Raw genomic sequence first — 17,889 nt, 5'->3', positions numbered from 1 at the left:
CTCGGCTGCGTCTGGCAGGGTTCAAATCCGCCGCGACTACGTGTGGAAACAATCGCGGAGATGAAACTCCGCGATTGGTTTCGTGGAAGAAGTAGCGGGAAGTAGATTTGAACTACGTGAACCTCGCTGCGCTCGGTTCTCTCGTTCCAATCCACTTCGCTACACGCACGTTGTCGCGGCACGCCCGGCGATGAAACGCCGGGCTATGCGGCGCGACGTTGAGAGAAGTAGCGGGAAGTAGATTTGAACTACCGATCTCCGGGTTATGAGCCCGGCGGAATCTCCTGGCTATCCCATCCCGCTGCATTCCTTCGTAGCCCGGTCCCGCAGTTAAGGGTTCTGTTTCGGTCGCCGTGTGGGAGTTCTCCCCCAGCTACGCGTCGAGTTCGTCGAGGAGGGTCTGGGCGGCCGCGCTGGACGAGCCGGGGCCGCGCGCGGTGAGGAGGTCACCGTCGACGGTGACGCTGGTGTCGGCGTCGAGTTCGGCGTCCCAGTTCCCGCCGGCGGCTTTCACTTCGTCCTCGACCCAGTAGGGGAGCTTGCGGCCGTCGGGCATCCGGTCGTGGTCGTCGACGATGCCTTCCTCCCACTCGTTCGGGAAGCCGGTGACGTCCCGGCCGGCGACGAGGAAGTCGTTGTCGCTGGCTCGCGGGTCGCTACGCTCCCCGCTCGCTCGTTCCGAGGCGCTACGCGCCTCGCTATCTCTCGTGAACGCGAGAATCCCCGCGGCGTGGCAGACGACCAGCGCCTTCTCGCTGTCGCCCTCCACGGCGTTCCGGAGGAGGCGGCGGGCGTCGACATCCTGGTTGACGTCCCACTCCGTGCCGTGGCCGCCGGGGAAGACGACCGCGTCGTAGTCCGCGGCCTCGACTTCCGTGACCGAGACCGGATTGTTGAGGCGCTCGTCGTTCTCGTGGACGTCGCGCACCCACTCGGCGGTCTCCTCGCCGACGTTCTCGGGGTCCGCGGAGCGCTCGTCGAGCACCGGCGGCGACCCGCTCGGCGTCGCGACCGTAATCTCGAAGCCTTCGCTGTCGAGCGTCGTGAGCGGTTCGACGCACTCCTCTCCCCAGTAGCCTTCCTCGCTGACGACGAATAGTGCAGACGGCATACACGAACAGTGGAGCGGCAGCGGGAAAAACTCCGTCGAGGCCGCGAGTTCCGCCGGCAGTCGGCTCAGTCGTCGCCTTCGGCGTCGACGATGACGACGTCGCCGTCCTGGACGTCGACGTTGATGAGCGTCTTCACGGCCGTGTCGGTGTCGTCGAGCTCGTTCGGGCCGGCCTTCTTGATGACCGCGAGGACGTCCGCGACGTCCGCGCCGATGTGTTCGAGGGCGTCCGTGATGGCGCGCAGGGTGCCGCCCGTCGAGAGCACGTCGTCGAGGACGAGCACGCGGTCGCCTTCTTCCACGTCGTTGATGTACATCTCGTTCTCCGAGTAGCCGGTCTGCTGGCTGAGCGCGACCTCGCCGGGCAGGCCGTACTCGCGTTTGCGGATGACGACGATGGGGATGTCGGTCATCAGCGACACCGCCGTGGAGATGTGGATGCCCATCGCGGCCGGCGTGACAATCTTGTCGACCTCGTCGAGTTCTGCTTTCCGGATGATGCGGATGACGATTTCCCGCAGCAGCTCGGGCTCCAGCATCGGGACGCCGTCGCTGATGGGGTGGACGAAGTAGTGGTAGCCGTCTTTCTCGATGATGGGCGCGTCGAGCAGGGACTGCTTGAGCCTATCCATGCAGGAAGTACTTGCGCCGCGAATAAAAGGTGACGGAACGAGCGCGACCGTGAGAGGGGGTCGCGGGGTTACAGCACGAGTACGAGCGCGACGGCGACCATCACGACGACCAGCAGGATGCTCGTGCTCATGTCCGCGCGCAGCGAGACGCGGTCCTCGCCAACGAGCCGCCCCGCGGCAGCGCCCGGTGCAGTGACGACCGCCGCAGTCGCGTCGGCAGTGCGGACGGCGGCGCGGTCGACGGCGGCGTACAGTTCGGTGACGCCGACGGCCAGATACCGGGTGGCGTAGAACGTCAGTGGGTTGTACGCGTTGTCGACGTCCGGCACGCGCCCGAGCTTCGAGAGCGGCTTCTTCACGAGCACGAAGCCGACCAGCCCGGCCGCGGCGAGCGCGACGCCTTCGAGGATGTGGCTGGTGGTGTACGTGTGGTAGGCGTGAGAGACGACGTTGGGGTCGGTGACGTCGTAGGGCAGCACGGCGAACAGCGCGTCCGGCGCGAGCCCGTAGACGATACACAGCGCTGCCACAGTCACCATCGCGACCGACTGGCCGCGGTTGGCGTCCTTCACGGAGCCGTCGTAGCTGCCGTGGAAGAACGCGTAGTAGCCGAACTTGATGAACGACATGAACGTCCCGACGCCACCGATGAGCAGCAGAATCTCGAGGCTGGTGTAGCCGGCGACCGAGAACGGTCCCTTCACGAAGTCGTAGTGGCTCGCCGAGATGACGATGCCCTTGCTGACGAAGCCGTTGAATCCGGGGAAGCCCGCAATCGAGAGCGCCGCGACGGTGAACGCGGCGGCGGTCAGCGGCATCTCGCGGGCGAGCCCGCCGAGCTTCTTCAGGTTCTCCTCGCCGGTGCGGTAGACGACGACGCCGGCGGCCATGAACAGCAGGCCCTTGTAGAGGATGTGGTTGAAGACGTGCGCGAACGCGCCGGCCTGCGCGAGCGCCGAGCCGATGCCGACGCCGGCGACCATGTAGCCGACCTGCGACTGGATGTGGTAGGAGAGCAGCCGGCGCATGTCGTTCTGGAACAGCGCCATCGTCGCGCCGAAGACGGCCATGAAGCCGCCCATGTACGCGACGGCGACGCTGCCGTCGTCGGGGAACACGCGGTACATGCCGTAGACGCCGGTCTTCGTAGTGAACACGCAGAGGAAGACGCTGGCGGCGACGTGCGGGCGCGGGTAGGTGTCGGGAAGCCACGCGTGCAGCCCGATGAACCCGACGTTGACGCCGATGCCGATTGCGCCGAGCACGGGCGCGACTGGGCCCGCGAGCCCGCCGGCTTCGGGGCCGCCGGGGACCGACGCGAACAGGAACGTCCCGGTCTCGGCGAAGTGCCAGACGATGGCGCCGAGCAGGAGCGTGCCGCTGATGCCGTGCGCGAGCGCGTACCGGAAGCCCGCGCGGACGGCGCGGCCGCCGTAGTGCCACACCAGCAGCGTGCTCGTGACGGCCATCAGCTCCCAGAAGAAGATGAGCGTGAGCCAGTCGCCGCCGAAGACGGCACCGAGGCTCGTGCCCACGTAGCCGAGCGCGAACGCGCTCTGGAGGTTCTCGGCATCACTGGCGTACGAGTAGAGGATGGCGGCAGCACCGATGAACCCGAAGATGAGCCCCATCAGCGTCGAGAACGGGTCGACGTTGAACAGCACGGCGTCGAACCCGAACAGCGTCGTCCGGAAGTAGACGCCGTCGGAGACGAGCCAGACGTAGGGGACGACGGCGGCGCTGGCGAGCGCGCCGAGCGCGTGACCGACGCGCCGCCCGAGGAACGGCAACAGTATCGCCGCCAGCAGGACGGGGACGAACGGCGGCACGATGGCGTCCATCAGGCCACCACCCCCATGGTGACGGCGGCGTCGGCGACGTCACGGACGAGCTGGAGGAACACCGCGGTGTCCGGCACGACGCCGAGCACGACGGAGCCCGCGGCCGCGAACAGAATCGGGCCGAGTAGCAGCCACGTCGACTCCGCGCCGTTCGGCGCGCGGCGCTCGAACCCGCCGTGGCCGTGGTCGTGCCCGCCGTCAGCGCGGGTCTTGTCGCCGAAGCGACCGCCGAGCGGCCCGGAGACGAGTGGCTTCTCGTCGGAGCCCTCGGCGCTCTCGAAGAACGCTGTGTAGACGACCGGCCAGAAGTACGCGATGTTCAGGATGCCCGAGAGCAGGAGTGCGGCGGTAAACACGAGGTTGCCGCTGGAGACGGTCCCGATCAACAGGAAGTACTTGCTGACGAACCCCGCAATCAGCGGGATGCCCGCCATGCCGGCGGCGGCGACGGCGAACGCGCCCATCGTGAGCGGCATCCGCTTACCGATGCCGGCCATCTCCGAGATGTAGTCGACGTGGGTCTCGACGTGGACCGCGCCCGCGCAGAAGAACAGCGTGAGCTTCATGAACGCGTGCGCCGGGATGTGCAGCAGCCCGCCGATGAGCGCCCACTTCGCGGCCTCGCCGGGACCGACGGCACCGGCGACTGCGATGCCGAGCACGATGTACGAGAGCTGGCTAATCGTCGAGAACGCGAGCCGGCGCTTGAGGTGGTCCTGCCGGAGCGCGATGACGCTGGCGACGACGAGCGTGAACGCGGCGACCGCCGCGAGCACGCCGCCGACGCCGAGTTCCGCGACGAGGTCGATGCCGAAGACGTCCAGGAGGACGCGCGCGATGCCGAAGACGCCGGACTTGACGACCGCGACCGCGTGCAGCAGGCCGGAAACGGGCGTCGGCGCGACCATCGCGTCCGGGAGCCAGGAGTGCAGCGGCATCAGCGCGGCCTTCACGCCAAAGCCGGTGACCAGCAGCGCGAACGCCGCGCGAGCGAGCGTCGGGTCGGCGTTCGCGAGCGCGGCGATGCCGCCCGTGGTGAACGCCACCGTCCCCGTGAGCTGGTAGACGAGCACCGTGCCGGCGAGCACGGCGACGCCGCCGCCGAACGTGTACGCGAGGTACTTGCGACCGGCGGCGCGCGCCTCGTCGGTGCCGTCGTGGGCGACCAGCGGGTACGTCGCGACCGTCAGCAGCTCGTAGAACACGTAGAGCACGACGAGGTTCGACGCGAACGCGACGCCGACGGCGGCGGAGACGCTGCCGGCGAACGCGGCGAAGTACCGCGTCTGGTGGTCTTCGTCGAGCCCCCGCATGTAGCCCATGCTGTAGAAGCTCGTGACTATCCAGAGGGTGCTCGCCAACAGCGCGAACAGCAGGCCCAGCGAGTCCGCACGGAGCGTGAACTCGACGTACGGGACGAGCTGTCCGAGTTCGGTGACGTAGACGTCGCCGGCGAGCGCGGCCGGCACCATGCTAGCCACCAGCCCGAACTTCGCCAGCGCCGCCAGCATCGTCCACGCTTCGCGGACGTTCGGGCGGCCGTTGGACGCCAGAATCGGCGCGACCGCGACCGCCGACACGAGCACCGCAGCGAGTGGCCGGAGGGAGGTGATTTCAGTCATGAGAGGAGTGCCTCGATTGTCGGTTGGAGGGCGTCACTGTAGCCGAAGACCGCGAATCCGAGCGCGACCGCGAGGACGGCCGCGGCGACGACCGTCGCCTGCATGCCGAAGGAGACGCCGGTCGCGTCCTCGCCGCCGTCAGCACGCGCGTCGACGCGCTCGACGGCGGGTTCGAGGTCGACGCTGGGTTCGCGGAAGAACATGCGTTCGACGAGCCGCGCGAAGTACGCCAGCGTGAGCAGCGTGCTCCCGACGATGACCGCGAGCAGCGCCCACGAGCCGGCTTCGGCAGCGCCGACGGCGATGTACCACTTGCCCGCGAAGCCGATTGTCGGCGGGATGCCGACCATCGCGACCGCGAGCACGCCGAAGACGCCCGCGCCGACCGGCGAGCGCTGGACGAGGCCGTCGAACTCCTCGACGCGGCGCGCGCCGGTCTCCGTGGCGACCAGCCCGGCAGTGAGGAACAGCCCGCCCTTCATGATGGCGTGGCCGACGAGGTGGATGGCCGCACCCATGAGTGCGGTGACGTTCCCGATGGAGATGGCGGCGACCACGAGGCCGAACTGCGAGACCGACGAGTACGCCAGCATCCGCTTGACTTCCGACTGGGAAATCGCCAGCAGGCTGCCGGCGACGATGCTGACGACGGCCCCGCCGACGAGGATGGCGTGCGCCAGCGGGTTCGCGTCGACGAATCCAGCGCCGAACACCGTGTAGACGACGCGCAACAGCGCGTACGCCGCAATCGTGGAGACGAGCGCGGAGATGAGCGCGCTGACAGTGTCGGGAGCGCCCGCGTAGGCGTCGGGCTGCCACGTGTGCAGCGGGAACACCGCGACCTTGATGAACAAGCCGACGACGATGAACGCGAACGCCGCCTGCGTGAGCGTCGCCGTGTAGCCGTTCTCGGCGAGCTTCACGGCGAGGTCGGCCATGTTCAGCGTCCCGGTGTCGATGTACGCGTAGCCGACGCCGAGCAGGAACAGCGACGCGCCGACGGTGCCGACGAGCAGGTACTTCAGCGCCGCGACCGCCGACCGGCCGCGGTCGCCGCTGGCGACGAGCGCGTACGCCGCCAGCCCCGTGATTTCGAGGAAGACGTACATGTTGAACAGGTCGGCGGTGACGCTCATCCCGGTCAGGCCGGTGACCAGCAGCATGTACACCGCGTAGAACGGATTCGACCGCGGTCCCGCGCGCCGGGCGTACGCGAGCACGCCCAGCGAGACGACCGCAATCAGAACTATCATCGTCGCGGTCAGGCCGTCGACGACGAGTTCGATGCCGTACGGCGCTTCGAAGCCGCCGACGACGTACTCGATTGTGCCCTCCGTGAACGCCGTCGCCGCGAGCTGTGCGGCGACGACGAGCTGGACGGCGCACGCGACGACCGCGACCGGCCAGCCGCTCTTCGAGCGCACGATGCCGGCGACGAGCGCCACGAGCGACCCGACGATGGGTGCGGCGACTGCGAGCGCGACGAGGTCACTCACTCTCACGCACCTCCTTGAGGGTGTCCTCGGTGAGCGTGCCGTACTCCGCGTAGATGCGGACAATCATCCCGAGCGCGACCGCCGTCAGCGCGACGCCGACGACGATAGCGGTGAGGATGAGCACGTGCGGCAGCGGGCTGACGTACGGTGCGCTGGCCGTCAGCACGGGCGGGCTGCCGCCGTCGAGGTACGCCGACGCGATGAAGAACAGGAAGATACCGGTCTGAAAGATGTTCATGCCGATGACTTTCTTCACGAAGTTCCCGGCGGCTATCATCACGTACGTCCCGATACCGAGCAGCAGGAACGACGCGACGTAGTAGTCCCGGGTGACGAGTAGGTCTATCATTCGTTGTCACCTCCGTCCTTGCCGGCGTCGATGGCGAAGAACAGGCCCGTGATGGTGCCCGCGACGATGACGCCGATGAACAGTTCCACCACTTCGATGCCGTACTTGCTGGCGTGGTGGATGCCGTACGCCGAGTAGTCGAGGAAGCCGCCGCCCGCGACGACCGTGCCGACGCCGATGGCGACGAACGCCGCGACGCCGCCCGCGACGACGAGCACGAGCGTGGCTTCGCCGACCCACTCGCGGAGCGGGTCGATGCCGAACGCGATGCCGAGCATCAACATCACGGTGGCGACGACGACGCCGCCCTGGAACCCGCCGCCGGAGGAGTCCGCGCCGTGGAACATCAGGTAGAGGCCGTACGTGAACACGAACGGCGCGACGACGCGAACCGTCGCCATGATGATGGGGCTCTCGACGTACGATTGCAGGTCGTCGGCCGTCTCGGCGGCCTCCGGGTCGGCTTCCGAGGTAGATTCGCTCATGCGAACACCTCCTTCTTGAGCACGACGAGCAGCCCGACGCCCGCGGAGTAGACGACGACCGCCTCGCCGAGGGTGTCGAACCCACGGTAGGCCGCGAGCACGGCCGTAACGGCGTTTTTCACGCCCGTCTCCTTGTACGCGTGTTCGAGGTAGTACTGCGTGACGTCCGACGCGATGACGGTCGTGTCGGCGGCCCCGATTTCGGGGAGCGCGCCGAGCGTGGTCGCCAGCACGGCGACGAACAGTACGGCGACGCCGAGCGCCGGCACATCGAGGCGTTCGAGCACGCGGTCGCCCGACGGCCGCACCGTCTTCGCAATAGTGAGGAGGAACAACACGGTGGTGACGCCAGCGCCGACCGCGGCCTCGGTGAGGCCGACGTCGGGTGCCTGCAACACAACCCAGACGACCGCGATGCCGAGACTGTACGTCGCGAACGCGATGATTGCGGCGAGCACGTCCCGGAGGACGGCCGTCGCCAGCGCGGACGCGAGCACGAACGCGATGAGCGGGAGTTCGAAGTTCATTCGCTATCACCCTCGTCGGTCGTCCACGGTTCGATACCCTGGTCTTCGGCGGCGCGCGCGATGGCGTGGGCTGCGGTCGGGTTCGTGACGAACATGAACAGGACGAGCAGCGCGGCCTTCACGCTGGAGAGGTCGAAGCCGAACGTGACGGCGACCGCCGCGAGCGCGAGGCCAGCGCCGAGCGTGTCGCTCTTCGACGCGCCGTGGGTGCGCGTGTAGACGTCGGGCAGCCGCAGCAGCCCGACCGCCGCGACGAACGCGAAGAACGCGCCACCCGCGACGAGCGCGAGCACCGCAATCTCGCGGGGCGTCACAGCACACCACCCCGTTCGACGGTGAACTTCGAGATGGCGATGCTCATCAGGAAGTTCAACAGCGCGTAGACGATGGCGATGTCGAGCGCCGAGGGGTTGCCGGTGGCCGCCGCGACGAGCGCGATGATGACGACGATGTTCGTCCCGATGGCGTTGACCGCGATGACGCGGTCCTGCATCGTCGGGCCGCGCACGACGCGGTAGAGGATGGACAGCGAGACGACGATGAACGCCGCCGCGCCCCCGAGGAGGATGTCGGTGAGCAGCGTCACGCGTTCTCACCCTCCGTTTCGTCGTCGGTGCGTGCGCCGCGTTCGGTGGGGCTGGCGATGCGGGCGGCGCGCCGGCCGTAGAACACGAACCGGACCGCGCGTTCGAGCGCGCCGTCCAGCAGGTCGTCGCGAGCACCGGCCGTGAGGCTGTGCACCGTGAAGTGGCGCTGCGTGACGTCGATGGTGAGCGTCCCGGGCGTAAGCGTGATGCTGTTCGCGAGCGTCGTCGCCGGGAGCGCCGACCACACCGCGGCGTCGAACTCCACGACGCGCGGGTCGATGGGGAGCCGCGGATGGAGGACGACGTACGCGATGTCGAGGTTCGCCTTCACGATTTCCCACAGCAGGAAGGGAACGTACAGCGCGAACCGTGCGAGCCGGCCGCCGAGCTTGCTCACCTCGACCTCGCCGCGCGTCGTGATGCGCCACAACAGCGCGGAGACGACGCCCGCGGTGATGGCACCGGTCGCGAGGTCGAACGTCGCCAGCGTGCCCGAGACGAGCAGGTAGAACCCGTACGTCGCGCAGAACAACACGACGAACTGGCCGAGGCCGGCGGTCCGGGTGAGCGGGCTGCGGCGGGTCGGCCGCTCGACGGGCGCGAGTTCGACGGTCAGGCCGGCGGATTCGAGTTCGCCCTCCAACGGCGGGAGCAGCGGGGCCATCCCGAGCGGGTTGTACTCGGGGTCGAGCACGACCGTCCCGACGCCGTGGCGGCGCGCGTAGTCGGCGAGCACGTCGGCGTAGTCGCCGGGGTTGAAGAGGTACTCCGTCCGCCCGACGACGGCAGTTGCGACGGCGACCGAGTCGGCGTCCTCGCCGAGGTCTTCCTCGACCCACACTTCGATGCGGTCGAGGAGGTCCGCGGCAGCCGTCGCTTCCGAGCCCTCCTCGCTGGTGTCGATGCGTTCCGACACTGGGTAGACGAAGTGCAGGGTCGGCCGGCCGTCGGCGTCGGCCGCCCGTTCGGCGACGTACGCCACCGTCTTCCGGAGCGTCACCGAGTCGTCGACTGGGACGAGCAGGTCGTCGCCAGCCATCAGGTCACCCCCCATGGTTCGGGCCGCAGCGCCGACTGCGGCCGCGTAGCTAGCGTCATTTGTCGTGTTCGGCGAGTGGGTGCGCCGTATAATGATGCCTTCGGTTTCCCCGCCAACTGCCGACGGTTCCGCGCGCTCCGGGTCAGTCCCGCGCGGCGAGTTCGTCAGCGACGCGGCGGCCGAGCGCGGTCTTGCTGCCGACGAACTCGGTGATGTCCTCGCGGGTCACGAACAGCACGCGGGTGTCCTCGTCACCCATCACGCTGGCGTCGTTGGCGACGACGAACGAAAGGTCCGCGCGTTCGAGCGTCTGCCGCGCGGCGGCGACCATCGCGTCGTCGTCGCCGGACGTCTCGGCCTTGAACCCGACGATGGTGAGGTCGGGGTGCGCCTCGCGGACTTCGTCGATGAGCTTCGGCGTCGGCTCCAAGTCGAGCGTGAGGTCCTGCCCGGAGCGAATCTTCTCCTCGCTGACGTCGACGGTGTAGTCGCTGACCGCGGCCGCGGAGACGAGCGCGTCGGCGTCCGCGCAGGCTTCGCGGGTCGCCGCCAGCATCTCCGCGGCGGTCTCGACCCGCACCGTGTCGGCGTGGGGGACGGCCTCGCCCTGGTGAACGAGCGTGACGTCGGCCCCGGCGACGTAGCAGCCCGCGGCGACAGCGCGGCCCGTCCGGCCGGACGCGCGGTTCGTGAGCACGCGCACGGGGTCGATTGGCTCGCTGGTCGCGCCGCTGGTGACGACGACGTGCTCGCCGGCCAGCGGGTCCCCGCTGGCGGCGCGCGCCGTCTCGACGGCGATGGCTTCCTCGGTGGCGATTTTGGCTTTTCCCTCCTCGACGCGCGGGTCCACGAAGTTGACGCCCCACGACTCCACGCGGTCGATGGCGTCCAGCACGCCCGGGTGGTCGTACATCGGCTCGTGCATCGCGGGCGCGATGACGACGGGGACGTCGGCTCCGAGCGCGGTCGTCGCGCACGTCGTCACGGGCGTGTCGTCGATTGCGCCCGCGATTTTCCCGACCGTGTTCGCGGTCGCCGGCGCAATCAGGAAGACGTCCGCCCAGCCGTCACGCCCGCAGAGGTCGACGTGCTCGACGCTCCCCGTAATCTCGGTGACGACGGGGTTGTCCGTGGCGAACTCGACGGCCCACGGGTTGACGATACCCTGTGCGCTCCCGGTTGTCACGGCCCGCACGCTCGCGCCGCGGCGGCGGAGTTCGTGGGCGAGTTCCACGACCTTCACCGCCGCGATGCTGCCCGTGACCCCGAGGGCGACGTTCACTCCGGAGAGCATTCACAGGGGGTTCGCGCTCCCGGCTATAAATAGGCTGGTCAGTCGTCGTCCTCGACGCTCGGGTGCATCGTCGGCGGCTCCACGGGCGAGAGCGCGGCGAGGGCGTCCAGGCTCGCCCGCTCGCGCTCGCGGCGTTCGGCCTCGTCGATTTCCTCGCAGCCAGGCGGCACGTCGCGGTCGCGGCCCGTGAAGTAGCCCTCGGGTGCCACCCAGTCGTGGTAGTGGGGGACGTCGCTGTCGTCGATGACGGTGAGGCCGACAGTCGCGCCGTGGCCCGCTGCGACGACGGCCTGGTGGTACTGGCGCGCGACGCGGCCCGCGGCGTAGATGCCGTCGAGGTCGGTGCGGCCGAATTCATCGACGTCGAGCATCGTCTTCGAGCCGCGGTCGATGCGGGACAGCTCGAAGCCGTCGAGGTAGGAGCTGTCGGGCCACGACGCCGCGACGACGAAGTCCGCGGCGTCAGTACCGGCGTCGTCCGTCTCGACGACGAAGCCGTTGTCGGTGTCAGTGACGCGTTCGACGTGCGCTTCGACGAATTCGACGCCGGCGTTCTCGGCCTGCTGGCGGGTGGCGTCGAGGAAGGTTCGCGCGTTCACGCCCGCGGGGAACCCGGGGACGTTTTCGAGGTGGGCGTTGCGCGCGAGAATCGGCTCGCCGGCGTCGTAGACGGTCGTGTCGAGGCCGGCGCGTGCGGTGTAGATGGCGGCGGTCAGGCCCGCGGGCCCGCCACCGACCACGGCGACGTGTGCTGTCATGGCTGCGCGTTGGCACCGGACGGATACAAGCACCGCGGTCGAGGCGGGCCCGCAGTAGACCTTTGTCGCCGCGCGGCGTAGGGAGTGTGTGAACACGGTCGAGGTGAGCACGGACGTCCGCGTCCCCATCGAGGAAGCGTACGCGTTCGTCGCCGACTTCCCGCGGTACGCCAAGTATTCGGAGTACCTGCAGTCGGTCACCCAGCACGGGAGCGGCGGCGTGGATACCGAGTACGAGCTGACGTTCGCCTGGTGGAAACTCACGCACGCGGTGCGCTCGCGGGTCACCGATACGGACGAGCCCGAGCAAATCGACTGGAAGCTCGTGGACGGCATCGACGCGCACGGCCGCTGGGAGGTCGCCGAGACCGCGGACGGGGCGCGGGTGACGCTCGTCGTCACGTACGACACGGGCAGCGCGCGCGGCGCGCTCGACTTGCCGCGGCTGGTGTCCCTCGATTGGGTGGTCGACAAGGTCGTGGGACTCGTCGTCGAGGAGGGCGAGCGCGTCGTCGAGCGCGTCGTCGCGGACCTCGAAGGCGAGCGCCGCCCGGTCGAGCTCGCGGTCGAGACGTACTGAGGGCACGACAACGCTTATCCGGTATCGAGTGAACGCTGCGGACGTGACAGTACGCGACACGAGCGCGGGGTTCGGCGCTCGACGGAGGGCAGCACAGTGACCGACGAACCGCTCTCGGTCGGCATGCTCGGCTACGGGTTCATGGGCGACGCGCACACGAACGCGCTCCGCACGCTCCCGCAGTTCTTCCCGGACGCACCCGCGGTGTCGCTGGACGTGCTCGTCGGGCGCAACGAGAGCGCCGCCCGCGAGGCCGCCGACCGCCTCGGCTTCGACCGCGTGGAGACCGACTGGCGGGACGCTATCGACGACGTTGACGTCTTCTACAACCTCGGCCCGAACGACGTCCACGCCGACCCCTCCATCGCGGCGCTGGAGAACAACGTCCACGTGCTCTGCGAGAAGCCGCTCGCGCCGACCGTCGACGACGCCGAGCGGATGGCGGAGGCGGCCACAGAGAGCGACGCGACCGCGGGCATCGGGTTCAACTATCGATTCGTGCCCGCCGTCCAGTACGCCAAACGGCTCATCGAGGACGGCGCGCTCGGCGAGATTCGCCACGCGCGCTTCCGCTACCTCCAGGACTGGCTGGTCGACGCGGACGCGCCGTGGTCGTGGCGGATGGACGCCGACACCGCGGGGTCGGGCGCGCTCGGCGACCTCGGCGCGCACAGCTTCGACCTCGCGCGCTACCTCGTCGGCGACATCGACGCCGTCAGCGGGCACCGCGAGACGTTCGTCGAGGAGCGCGTCCCCGAGGGCGAGAGCGAAGCACGGCCCGTCACCGTCGACGACGCGTTCGCCGCGCACGCGGAGTTCGCGAACGGCGCGATGGGGACCTTCGAGGCGACGCGGTACGCGACCGGCCGGAAGAACGGCCACACGTTCGAAATCGACGGCTCCGAGGGCGCGGTCCGATTCGACCTCGAACGGCTCAACGAGCTGGAGGTCCGCCGCGGGGACGGCCGCGGCTTCGAGACGGTACTGGTCACCGACGAGGACGACCCCTACGGCGAGCACTGGTGGCCCGCGGGCCACGTGCTCGGGTGGGAGCACACGTTCGTCCACGAGAACAGCGAGTTCCTCGGCGCGGCCGCCGGCGACGGTGAGTTCGCGCCGGACTTCGCGGACGGCTTAGCTGTTCAGCGGCTGCTGGACGCCGTCGAGCGCAGTGACGACCGCCGCGAGTGGGTGACGGTCTGAGAAGTTACTCCTCGAAGTCGCCTTCGTAGTCGCCGCCGTACCGCATGAAGAGGTAGGTCAGGCCGAGCACGGAGACCATCGACCCGGTCGCGGCGACGCCCAGCGTCTTCGCGCTGTCCGGGAGGATGGACTGGTAGCCGGTCTGTTCGGGCGGATTCTCCGTGACTTCGATGACGCCTTCCATCCCCGCGCCGGCGTGGGGCGTGCAGACGTACTCGTAGGTGCCTTCGACCTCGAACGTGTGCTCGTAGGTGAACCCGGAGTCTTCGAGCGGTTCGTGGCCCTCCCAGGAGGCCTCGCCGGGAATCGACGTCGGGGCGACGTTGTGGCCGCTGCTCCCCCACTCCCAGCGGACGGTGCCGCCGGGCTTGACGTACGCGGTTTCGGGGTCGAAGACGAGACTCCCGCCCGGCCCGACCGTGACGACTGTCGGGCCGCCCTCGCCTTCCTGTGCGGCGGCGGTCCCGGTGGCGGCGACCCCCGCAGCGGCGGCACCGGCACCCGCCCGGAGGAACCTGCGGCGTGTCACCCGCTCGTCTGCATCGGAGTTCATGTCCGGGGCTATGTGACACCGGGTACTGAATACTTTGGTTTGTGGCTCCTGCCGGCCGTCCCGCGAGTCGCCGACGGAGCCGCGACCGTCAGTCCTCGCGTCGCTCCGCGGGCGGCCGCTTGACGCGGGCTGCCAACGGGCCGTCGAGGGCCAGCTGCATCGTCACTTCCGCGCGGAGCCGCTCGGTGACGTCGAAGCCGAGGTTGTCGTAGACGTGGACGGCGCGCTCGTTGTCCTCGTCGACGGTCAACACGAGCGACTCGCAGCCGACCGCGTCGGCGTACGCGACCAGTTGTTTGAGGAGTTCGGTACCCACGCCGCAGCCCCGGTGGTCGGGGTGGACGAACACCACGAGTTCGGGGTCGCTGGCGTCGGCGGGTGCCGCGGCGGCGTGCCCCCGGACGCCGTCGTCGGCGACCGCGAGCAGATTCAGCCCACCGTCCGCGAGGCCGTCTAGCCACCGTTCGATGCGCTCGCGGGTGCGCGGCGGGAGGCCGAGCGTCGTCGTCTCCAAACTCATCGCGTCGTACATCTCGACGAGTGGCGCGCGGTCATCGGCGGTGGACGGCCGTACGACGTAGGGCTGGCCGTCGTCGTCGAACGCGCGCGGGCACCGTGGCTGGCAGTACGCTGTCCCCCCGCAGCGCGAGTTGTCCCACGCGTCACACGCGGGCCGCTGGTCGCTTCCGTCCACGGGCATACTCGCTCGTAGGACGCGAACTGCCTTCAAAACGGAGCCGAAACTGTGGGGGTGTTGATAACGGGATGCGGAGCGACACGGCACCCGCAGCGAGCGCGACGCGCGCAAAAACTCCGCGTGCCGAGTCGAGGGTTCCAGAACCCTTTTGCCGGGTCGCTGTCCACGTGCGAACATGGCAGACGTCGAAACCGAACTCCGCAAGGAACTTTTGGACGCGTTCTCGGGTGCCGACTACCCCGTGAAGAACCAGATGGGCCTCGTGCCCGCGCTCCCGAACGGCCCCTCGACGAAGTTTGAGGCTGGCGGCAAGTCCTTCACCGCGATGGAACTGGCGACGAAGCTCTCCAGCCGCGCCGAGTTCCCCTACGACGACGCCGAATCCCTCGTCGACGACGTCATCGAGGGACTCAAAGACGAAGGCGACATCTGAACGCGAACCGATAGCGCGACGACGCGCCGCAGTGCGATTTCTCTTTCCGAAACGACTTACGGCGTGGTCGGCGTCGGTACGGTCATGACCGACTGGATTGGCGACGTGTTCACCAGCGAGACCGGCTGGACGCACCTCGAAACGCTCGTCGACGTGCGCGACCGGATGGCGGGGTCGCCGGGCGAACGCGAAGCCGCCGAAGCGACGCGGGACGCGCTCGCGGCCGCCTGCGGGGACGCCTCCCTCGACGAGTTCGAGATTCAGGGCTGGACGCGCGGCGACAGCGCCGTCGAGACGCCCGCCGGCGAGGAGGACTGCATCGCCTTGCCACGCAGCCCGAACGGCGACGTTGCGGGCGAGTTCGTCGACCTCGGCTACGGCCTCCCGAACGACTTCGAGGAGACGGACCTCGCCGGGAAGGTCGTGATGGTGGCCTCGGACGTGCCCGGCTGGTACGACCGCTACCTCCACCGGCGCGAGAAGTACTACCACGCCGTCGAAGCGGGTGCCGCGGCGTTCGTCTACAAGAACCACGTGGAGGGCTGCCTGCCGCCGACTGGGAGCGTCGGCACCGAGGAGCAACCGCTCGGCGAGATTCCCGCGGTCGGCGTCTCCAAGGAGGTCGGCGCGCGCCTCGGTCGGAAGTACGACGGCGAAAGCGTGGGCGTCTCCGTGAGCGCCGAGGTCGGCGACGCGACGAGTCAGAACGCCCACGCGACGCTCGGCCCGGACACCGACGAGGAACTGCTCGTGACGAGCCACGTCGACGCCCACGACATCGCGGAGGGCGCGATGGACAACGGTGCCGGCACCGCGATGGTCGTCGAACTCGCGCACGTGCTTGCCGACCGCGAGGCCGACCTCGACACGAAGGTTCGCTTCGTCTGCTTCGGCGCGGAAGAGGTCGGACTCGTCGGCTCGGCCTACGACGCCGCGAACCGGGCCCGCGAGCACGTCCGCGCCGTGTTGAACCTCGACGGCGTCGTCGCCGGCCGCACGCTGGAGTTCTACACGCACCACTTCGACGCGCTCGGCGACGCCGCCCGCGAGGTCGCCGACCGCTTCGACCACCCGATTTCGGTGACGCCCGTGATGGGCCCACACTCCGACCACTGGGAGTACGTGAAGTTCGGCGTCCCCGGCTACCACGTCACCAGCCAGACCGACGGCGACGGCCGCGGCTGGGGACACACGCACGCGGACACGCTCGACAAACTGGAAGTGCGGACGTTCCGCGAGCAAGCCATCCTGCTCACGGAGCTCGCGGTCGAACTCGCCAGCGAGGGGTTCGCCGTCGCGCACGCCAGCGAGGCCGACGTCGCCGCCGCGCTCGAGGACGAGGACCTCGCGGAGGGGATGAAGAGTACCGGCGACTGGCCGTACTGACGCCGGGAGCCCGTAGCCTTTTTGCGACTGCCGGCCCCGCGTTCCGACGATGAGCGAGACGAGGCTGCGTGGGGTGTCGCGGTGACGCGCGTCGGCATGCTCGGCGACGGAGCGACGGCTGCCGCCGACGTCGTGCGTGACGCCGGCGGGGAAGCCGTCGTGGGCGACGAGGTGCTCGACAGCGACGCGGACGCCGACGTGGTCGCGGCGCTCGGCGAGGACGCGCTCCTCGACGCGCTCGCCGCGGCGTCCGGCGCGCCCGTCCTCCCGGTAAGCGCGGGCAGCGAGTACGGCGGCGTCACTCGCGACGACCTGCCGGACGCGCTCGCCGCACTCGCCAGCGGCGACTACGAGGTCGACGACCGCCCGACGATGGCGGTCCGCGCCGGCGAGACGGCGGTTCGCGCGCTCGCGGACGTGATGCTCGTGACGGACGAGCCCGCGCGCATCTCCGAGTACGCGGTCACCACGCAGGGTCGCGACGTCGACGAGGTGCGCGCGGACGGCGTCGTCGTGGCGACGCCCGCCGGCAGCCACGGCTACGCCGCCGACGCGGGTGGACCGTTGCTGTCCGCGGACGCCGACGCGCTCGCCGTCGTCCCCGTCGCGCCGTTCCGCGTCGAACGCGTCGAGTGGGTGCTCGACGCGCCCGCCTCCGTCACCGTCGTCCGGGAGGAAGCCGACGTCGCGTTGTTCGTCGACGGCCGCGATTACGGGTTCGCGGCCCCGCACGCCCCCGTCGAATTCGACTGGGGGGAGCCGTTCCCCGTGGCGGTCGTCGCGGCGTCGCGGGGCGTCGGCTTCGAGTGAGCGTATTGGAAAAGACATAATACCGCGACAGACCGACGTTCGCGCATGGCAGTTCCATCGGTCACGCTCTTCGGGCCACTCGACACGGTGCTCGCGCCCTACGCGGAGTACGCCGTGTTGCTCATGGTCGTGTTGAACTTCGTCAGCCGGCGCGTCGCGCACGCCGCCCACGAGCGGCAGGCCGAGGACGGCGCGGACGCGCTCTCGTGGCACCCGTTCCACGCCTTCACGACGTGGGGCGTCGTGCTGTTGAGCTTCTACTACCTCACGCTGCACCACCACAGCGGAATCGTGTTGTCCGCGCTCGCCGTCGGCACGCTCCTCGCCGACTTCTTCGAGTTCGAGGCCCGCAAGGTCGAAGCCCGCGAAGGCCTCGAACTGGAAGCCCCGAAGGGTGCCATCGTCGCGGCGACAATTACGCTCATGTACGCGGCCTACATCAGCGTCTTCTTCCTCGTCAAGCCGTACTGGGTGCAGGTCGTCTGA

Annotated in this window: 21 protein-coding genes and 1 tRNA gene; 6 read left to right on the top strand and 16 right to left on the bottom strand. The window is 69.2% G+C overall.

Annotation, left to right across the window (positions count from 1 at the left end; translation table 11 throughout):
- Positions 1 to 228 precede the first annotated feature (228 nt).
- From LPA46_RS02880 to LPA46_RS02815, 14 genes are all read right to left on the bottom strand, one after another.
- Positions 229 to 303 (bottom strand) — tRNA-Met (locus tag LPA46_RS02880).
- A 70-nt stretch (positions 304 to 373) separates the two neighbouring features.
- Positions 374 to 1,111 (bottom strand): type 1 glutamine amidotransferase domain-containing protein, encoded by a 738-nt coding sequence (locus tag LPA46_RS02875; protein ID WP_230891292.1) that lies wholly within the window; start codon positions 1,109 to 1,111, stop codon positions 374 to 376.
- 65 nt (positions 1,112 to 1,176) lie between these two features.
- The gene (gene hpt, locus LPA46_RS02870) at positions 1,177 to 1,743 is read right to left on the bottom strand and encodes a hypoxanthine/guanine phosphoribosyltransferase (protein ID WP_230891291.1); all 567 of its coding nucleotides are present in this window, start codon (positions 1,741 to 1,743) and stop codon (positions 1,177 to 1,179) included.
- A gap of 68 nt (positions 1,744 to 1,811) precedes the next feature.
- Complete coding sequence (locus LPA46_RS02865; protein ID WP_230891290.1) at positions 1,812 to 3,584, bottom strand: Na(+)/H(+) antiporter subunit D; 1,773 nt, start codon at positions 3,582 to 3,584, stop codon at positions 1,812 to 1,814.
- A complete protein-coding gene (locus LPA46_RS02860) occupies positions 3,584 to 5,206 on the bottom strand; it encodes a cation:proton antiporter (protein WP_230891289.1) in 1,623 nt (540 codons plus the stop codon). Before LPA46_RS02860 ends, LPA46_RS02865 begins: the two co-directional genes overlap by 1 nt.
- The gene (locus LPA46_RS02855) at positions 5,203 to 6,702 is read right to left on the bottom strand and encodes a monovalent cation/H+ antiporter subunit D family protein (RefSeq protein WP_230891288.1); all 1,500 of its coding nucleotides are present in this window, start codon (positions 6,700 to 6,702) and stop codon (positions 5,203 to 5,205) included. Before LPA46_RS02855 ends, LPA46_RS02860 begins: the two co-directional genes overlap by 4 nt.
- Complete coding sequence (locus tag LPA46_RS02850; RefSeq protein WP_230891287.1) at positions 6,695 to 7,051, bottom strand: cation:proton antiporter subunit C; 357 nt, start codon at positions 7,049 to 7,051, stop codon at positions 6,695 to 6,697. The genes LPA46_RS02855 and LPA46_RS02850 overlap by 8 nt, the downstream gene beginning before the upstream one ends.
- A complete protein-coding gene (locus LPA46_RS02845) occupies positions 7,048 to 7,536 on the bottom strand; it encodes an MnhB domain-containing protein (RefSeq protein ID WP_230891286.1) in 489 nt (162 codons plus the stop codon). Before LPA46_RS02845 ends, LPA46_RS02850 begins: the two co-directional genes overlap by 4 nt.
- Entirely contained in the window at positions 7,533 to 8,063 is a 531-nt protein-coding gene (locus LPA46_RS02840; RefSeq protein ID WP_230891285.1) for a DUF4040 domain-containing protein, read from the bottom strand. Before LPA46_RS02840 ends, LPA46_RS02845 begins: the two co-directional genes overlap by 4 nt.
- On the bottom strand, positions 8,060 to 8,377 hold the full coding sequence (gene mnhG, locus LPA46_RS02835) for a monovalent cation/H(+) antiporter subunit G (RefSeq protein ID WP_230891284.1): 318 nt from the start codon (positions 8,375 to 8,377) through the stop codon (positions 8,060 to 8,062). The genes LPA46_RS02840 and mnhG overlap by 4 nt, the downstream gene beginning before the upstream one ends.
- Entirely contained in the window at positions 8,374 to 8,649 is a 276-nt protein-coding gene (locus LPA46_RS02830; RefSeq protein WP_230891283.1) for a cation:proton antiporter, read from the bottom strand. The genes mnhG and LPA46_RS02830 overlap by 4 nt, the downstream gene beginning before the upstream one ends.
- Positions 8,646 to 9,689: a monovalent cation/H+ antiporter subunit E gene (locus tag LPA46_RS02825; protein ID WP_230891282.1), complete on the bottom strand. Its 1,044-nt coding sequence runs from the start codon at positions 9,687 to 9,689 to the stop codon at positions 8,646 to 8,648. The genes LPA46_RS02830 and LPA46_RS02825 overlap by 4 nt, the downstream gene beginning before the upstream one ends.
- A 142-nt stretch (positions 9,690 to 9,831) precedes the next feature.
- Entirely contained in the window at positions 9,832 to 10,983 is a 1,152-nt protein-coding gene (coaBC, locus tag LPA46_RS02820; protein WP_230891281.1) for a bifunctional phosphopantothenoylcysteine decarboxylase/phosphopantothenate--cysteine ligase CoaBC, read from the bottom strand.
- A 38-nt stretch (positions 10,984 to 11,021) separates the two neighbouring features.
- Positions 11,022 to 11,741, bottom strand: coding sequence for an NAD(P)/FAD-dependent oxidoreductase (locus tag LPA46_RS02815; protein ID WP_230891280.1), 720 nt, complete (start codon positions 11,739 to 11,741; stop codon positions 11,022 to 11,024).
- Positions 11,742 to 11,829: 88 nt separating this feature from the next.
- Between LPA46_RS02815 and LPA46_RS02810 the strand changes: the two genes are divergently transcribed.
- Together LPA46_RS02810 and LPA46_RS02805 are read left to right on the top strand one after the other, a co-directional pair.
- A complete protein-coding gene (locus tag LPA46_RS02810) occupies positions 11,830 to 12,321 on the top strand; it encodes a type II toxin-antitoxin system RatA family toxin (RefSeq protein ID WP_230891279.1) in 492 nt (163 codons plus the stop codon).
- Between the two features lie 123 nt (positions 12,322 to 12,444).
- The gene (locus tag LPA46_RS02805; protein ID WP_230891634.1) at positions 12,445 to 13,524 is read left to right on the top strand and encodes a Gfo/Idh/MocA family protein; all 1,080 of its coding nucleotides are present in this window, start codon (positions 12,445 to 12,447) and stop codon (positions 13,522 to 13,524) included.
- A 4-nt stretch (positions 13,525 to 13,528) separates the two neighbouring features.
- Here LPA46_RS02805 and LPA46_RS02800 read toward each other — a convergent pair whose 3' ends face one another.
- Both LPA46_RS02800 and LPA46_RS02795 read right to left on the bottom strand, forming a co-directional pair.
- The gene (locus tag LPA46_RS02800; protein WP_230891278.1) at positions 13,529 to 14,077 is read right to left on the bottom strand and encodes a plastocyanin/azurin family copper-binding protein; all 549 of its coding nucleotides are present in this window, start codon (positions 14,075 to 14,077) and stop codon (positions 13,529 to 13,531) included.
- 88 nt (positions 14,078 to 14,165) lie between these two features.
- Positions 14,166 to 14,777, bottom strand: coding sequence for a GNAT family N-acetyltransferase (locus LPA46_RS02795; RefSeq protein WP_230891277.1), 612 nt, complete (start codon positions 14,775 to 14,777; stop codon positions 14,166 to 14,168).
- A gap of 172 nt (positions 14,778 to 14,949) precedes the next feature.
- On the opposite strand from LPA46_RS02795, the gene LPA46_RS02790 reads away from it, so the two are divergent.
- The 4 genes from LPA46_RS02790 (at position 14,950) to LPA46_RS02775 (ending at position 17,889) form a co-directional block, all read left to right on the top strand.
- Positions 14,950 to 15,207 carry an MTH865 family protein gene (locus LPA46_RS02790; RefSeq protein ID WP_230891276.1) on the top strand — a complete coding sequence of 86 codons (258 nt, stop codon included), beginning with the start codon at positions 14,950 to 14,952 and terminating at the stop codon, positions 15,205 to 15,207.
- 84 nt (positions 15,208 to 15,291) lie between these two features.
- Positions 15,292 to 16,593: a M28 family peptidase gene (locus tag LPA46_RS02785; RefSeq protein WP_230891275.1), complete on the top strand. Its 1,302-nt coding sequence runs from the start codon at positions 15,292 to 15,294 to the stop codon at positions 16,591 to 16,593.
- 81 nt (positions 16,594 to 16,674) lie between these two features.
- Positions 16,675 to 17,403, top strand: a complete 729-nt coding sequence (locus LPA46_RS18960; RefSeq protein WP_230891274.1) for a hypothetical protein — start codon at positions 16,675 to 16,677, stop codon at positions 17,401 to 17,403.
- A 45-nt stretch (positions 17,404 to 17,448) separates the two neighbouring features.
- Positions 17,449 to 17,889: a DUF7313 family protein gene (locus tag LPA46_RS02775; RefSeq protein ID WP_230891273.1), complete on the top strand. Its 441-nt coding sequence runs from the start codon at positions 17,449 to 17,451 to the stop codon at positions 17,887 to 17,889.

The organism is Halobacterium sp. KA-6 (genome assembly GCF_021029015.1).
Taxonomy (GTDB): Archaea; Halobacteriota; Halobacteria; order Halobacteriales; family Halobacteriaceae; genus Halobacterium.
The sequence above is the reverse complement of the archived record's forward strand: the minus strand, read 5'-3'. Positions and strand labels throughout refer to the sequence as shown.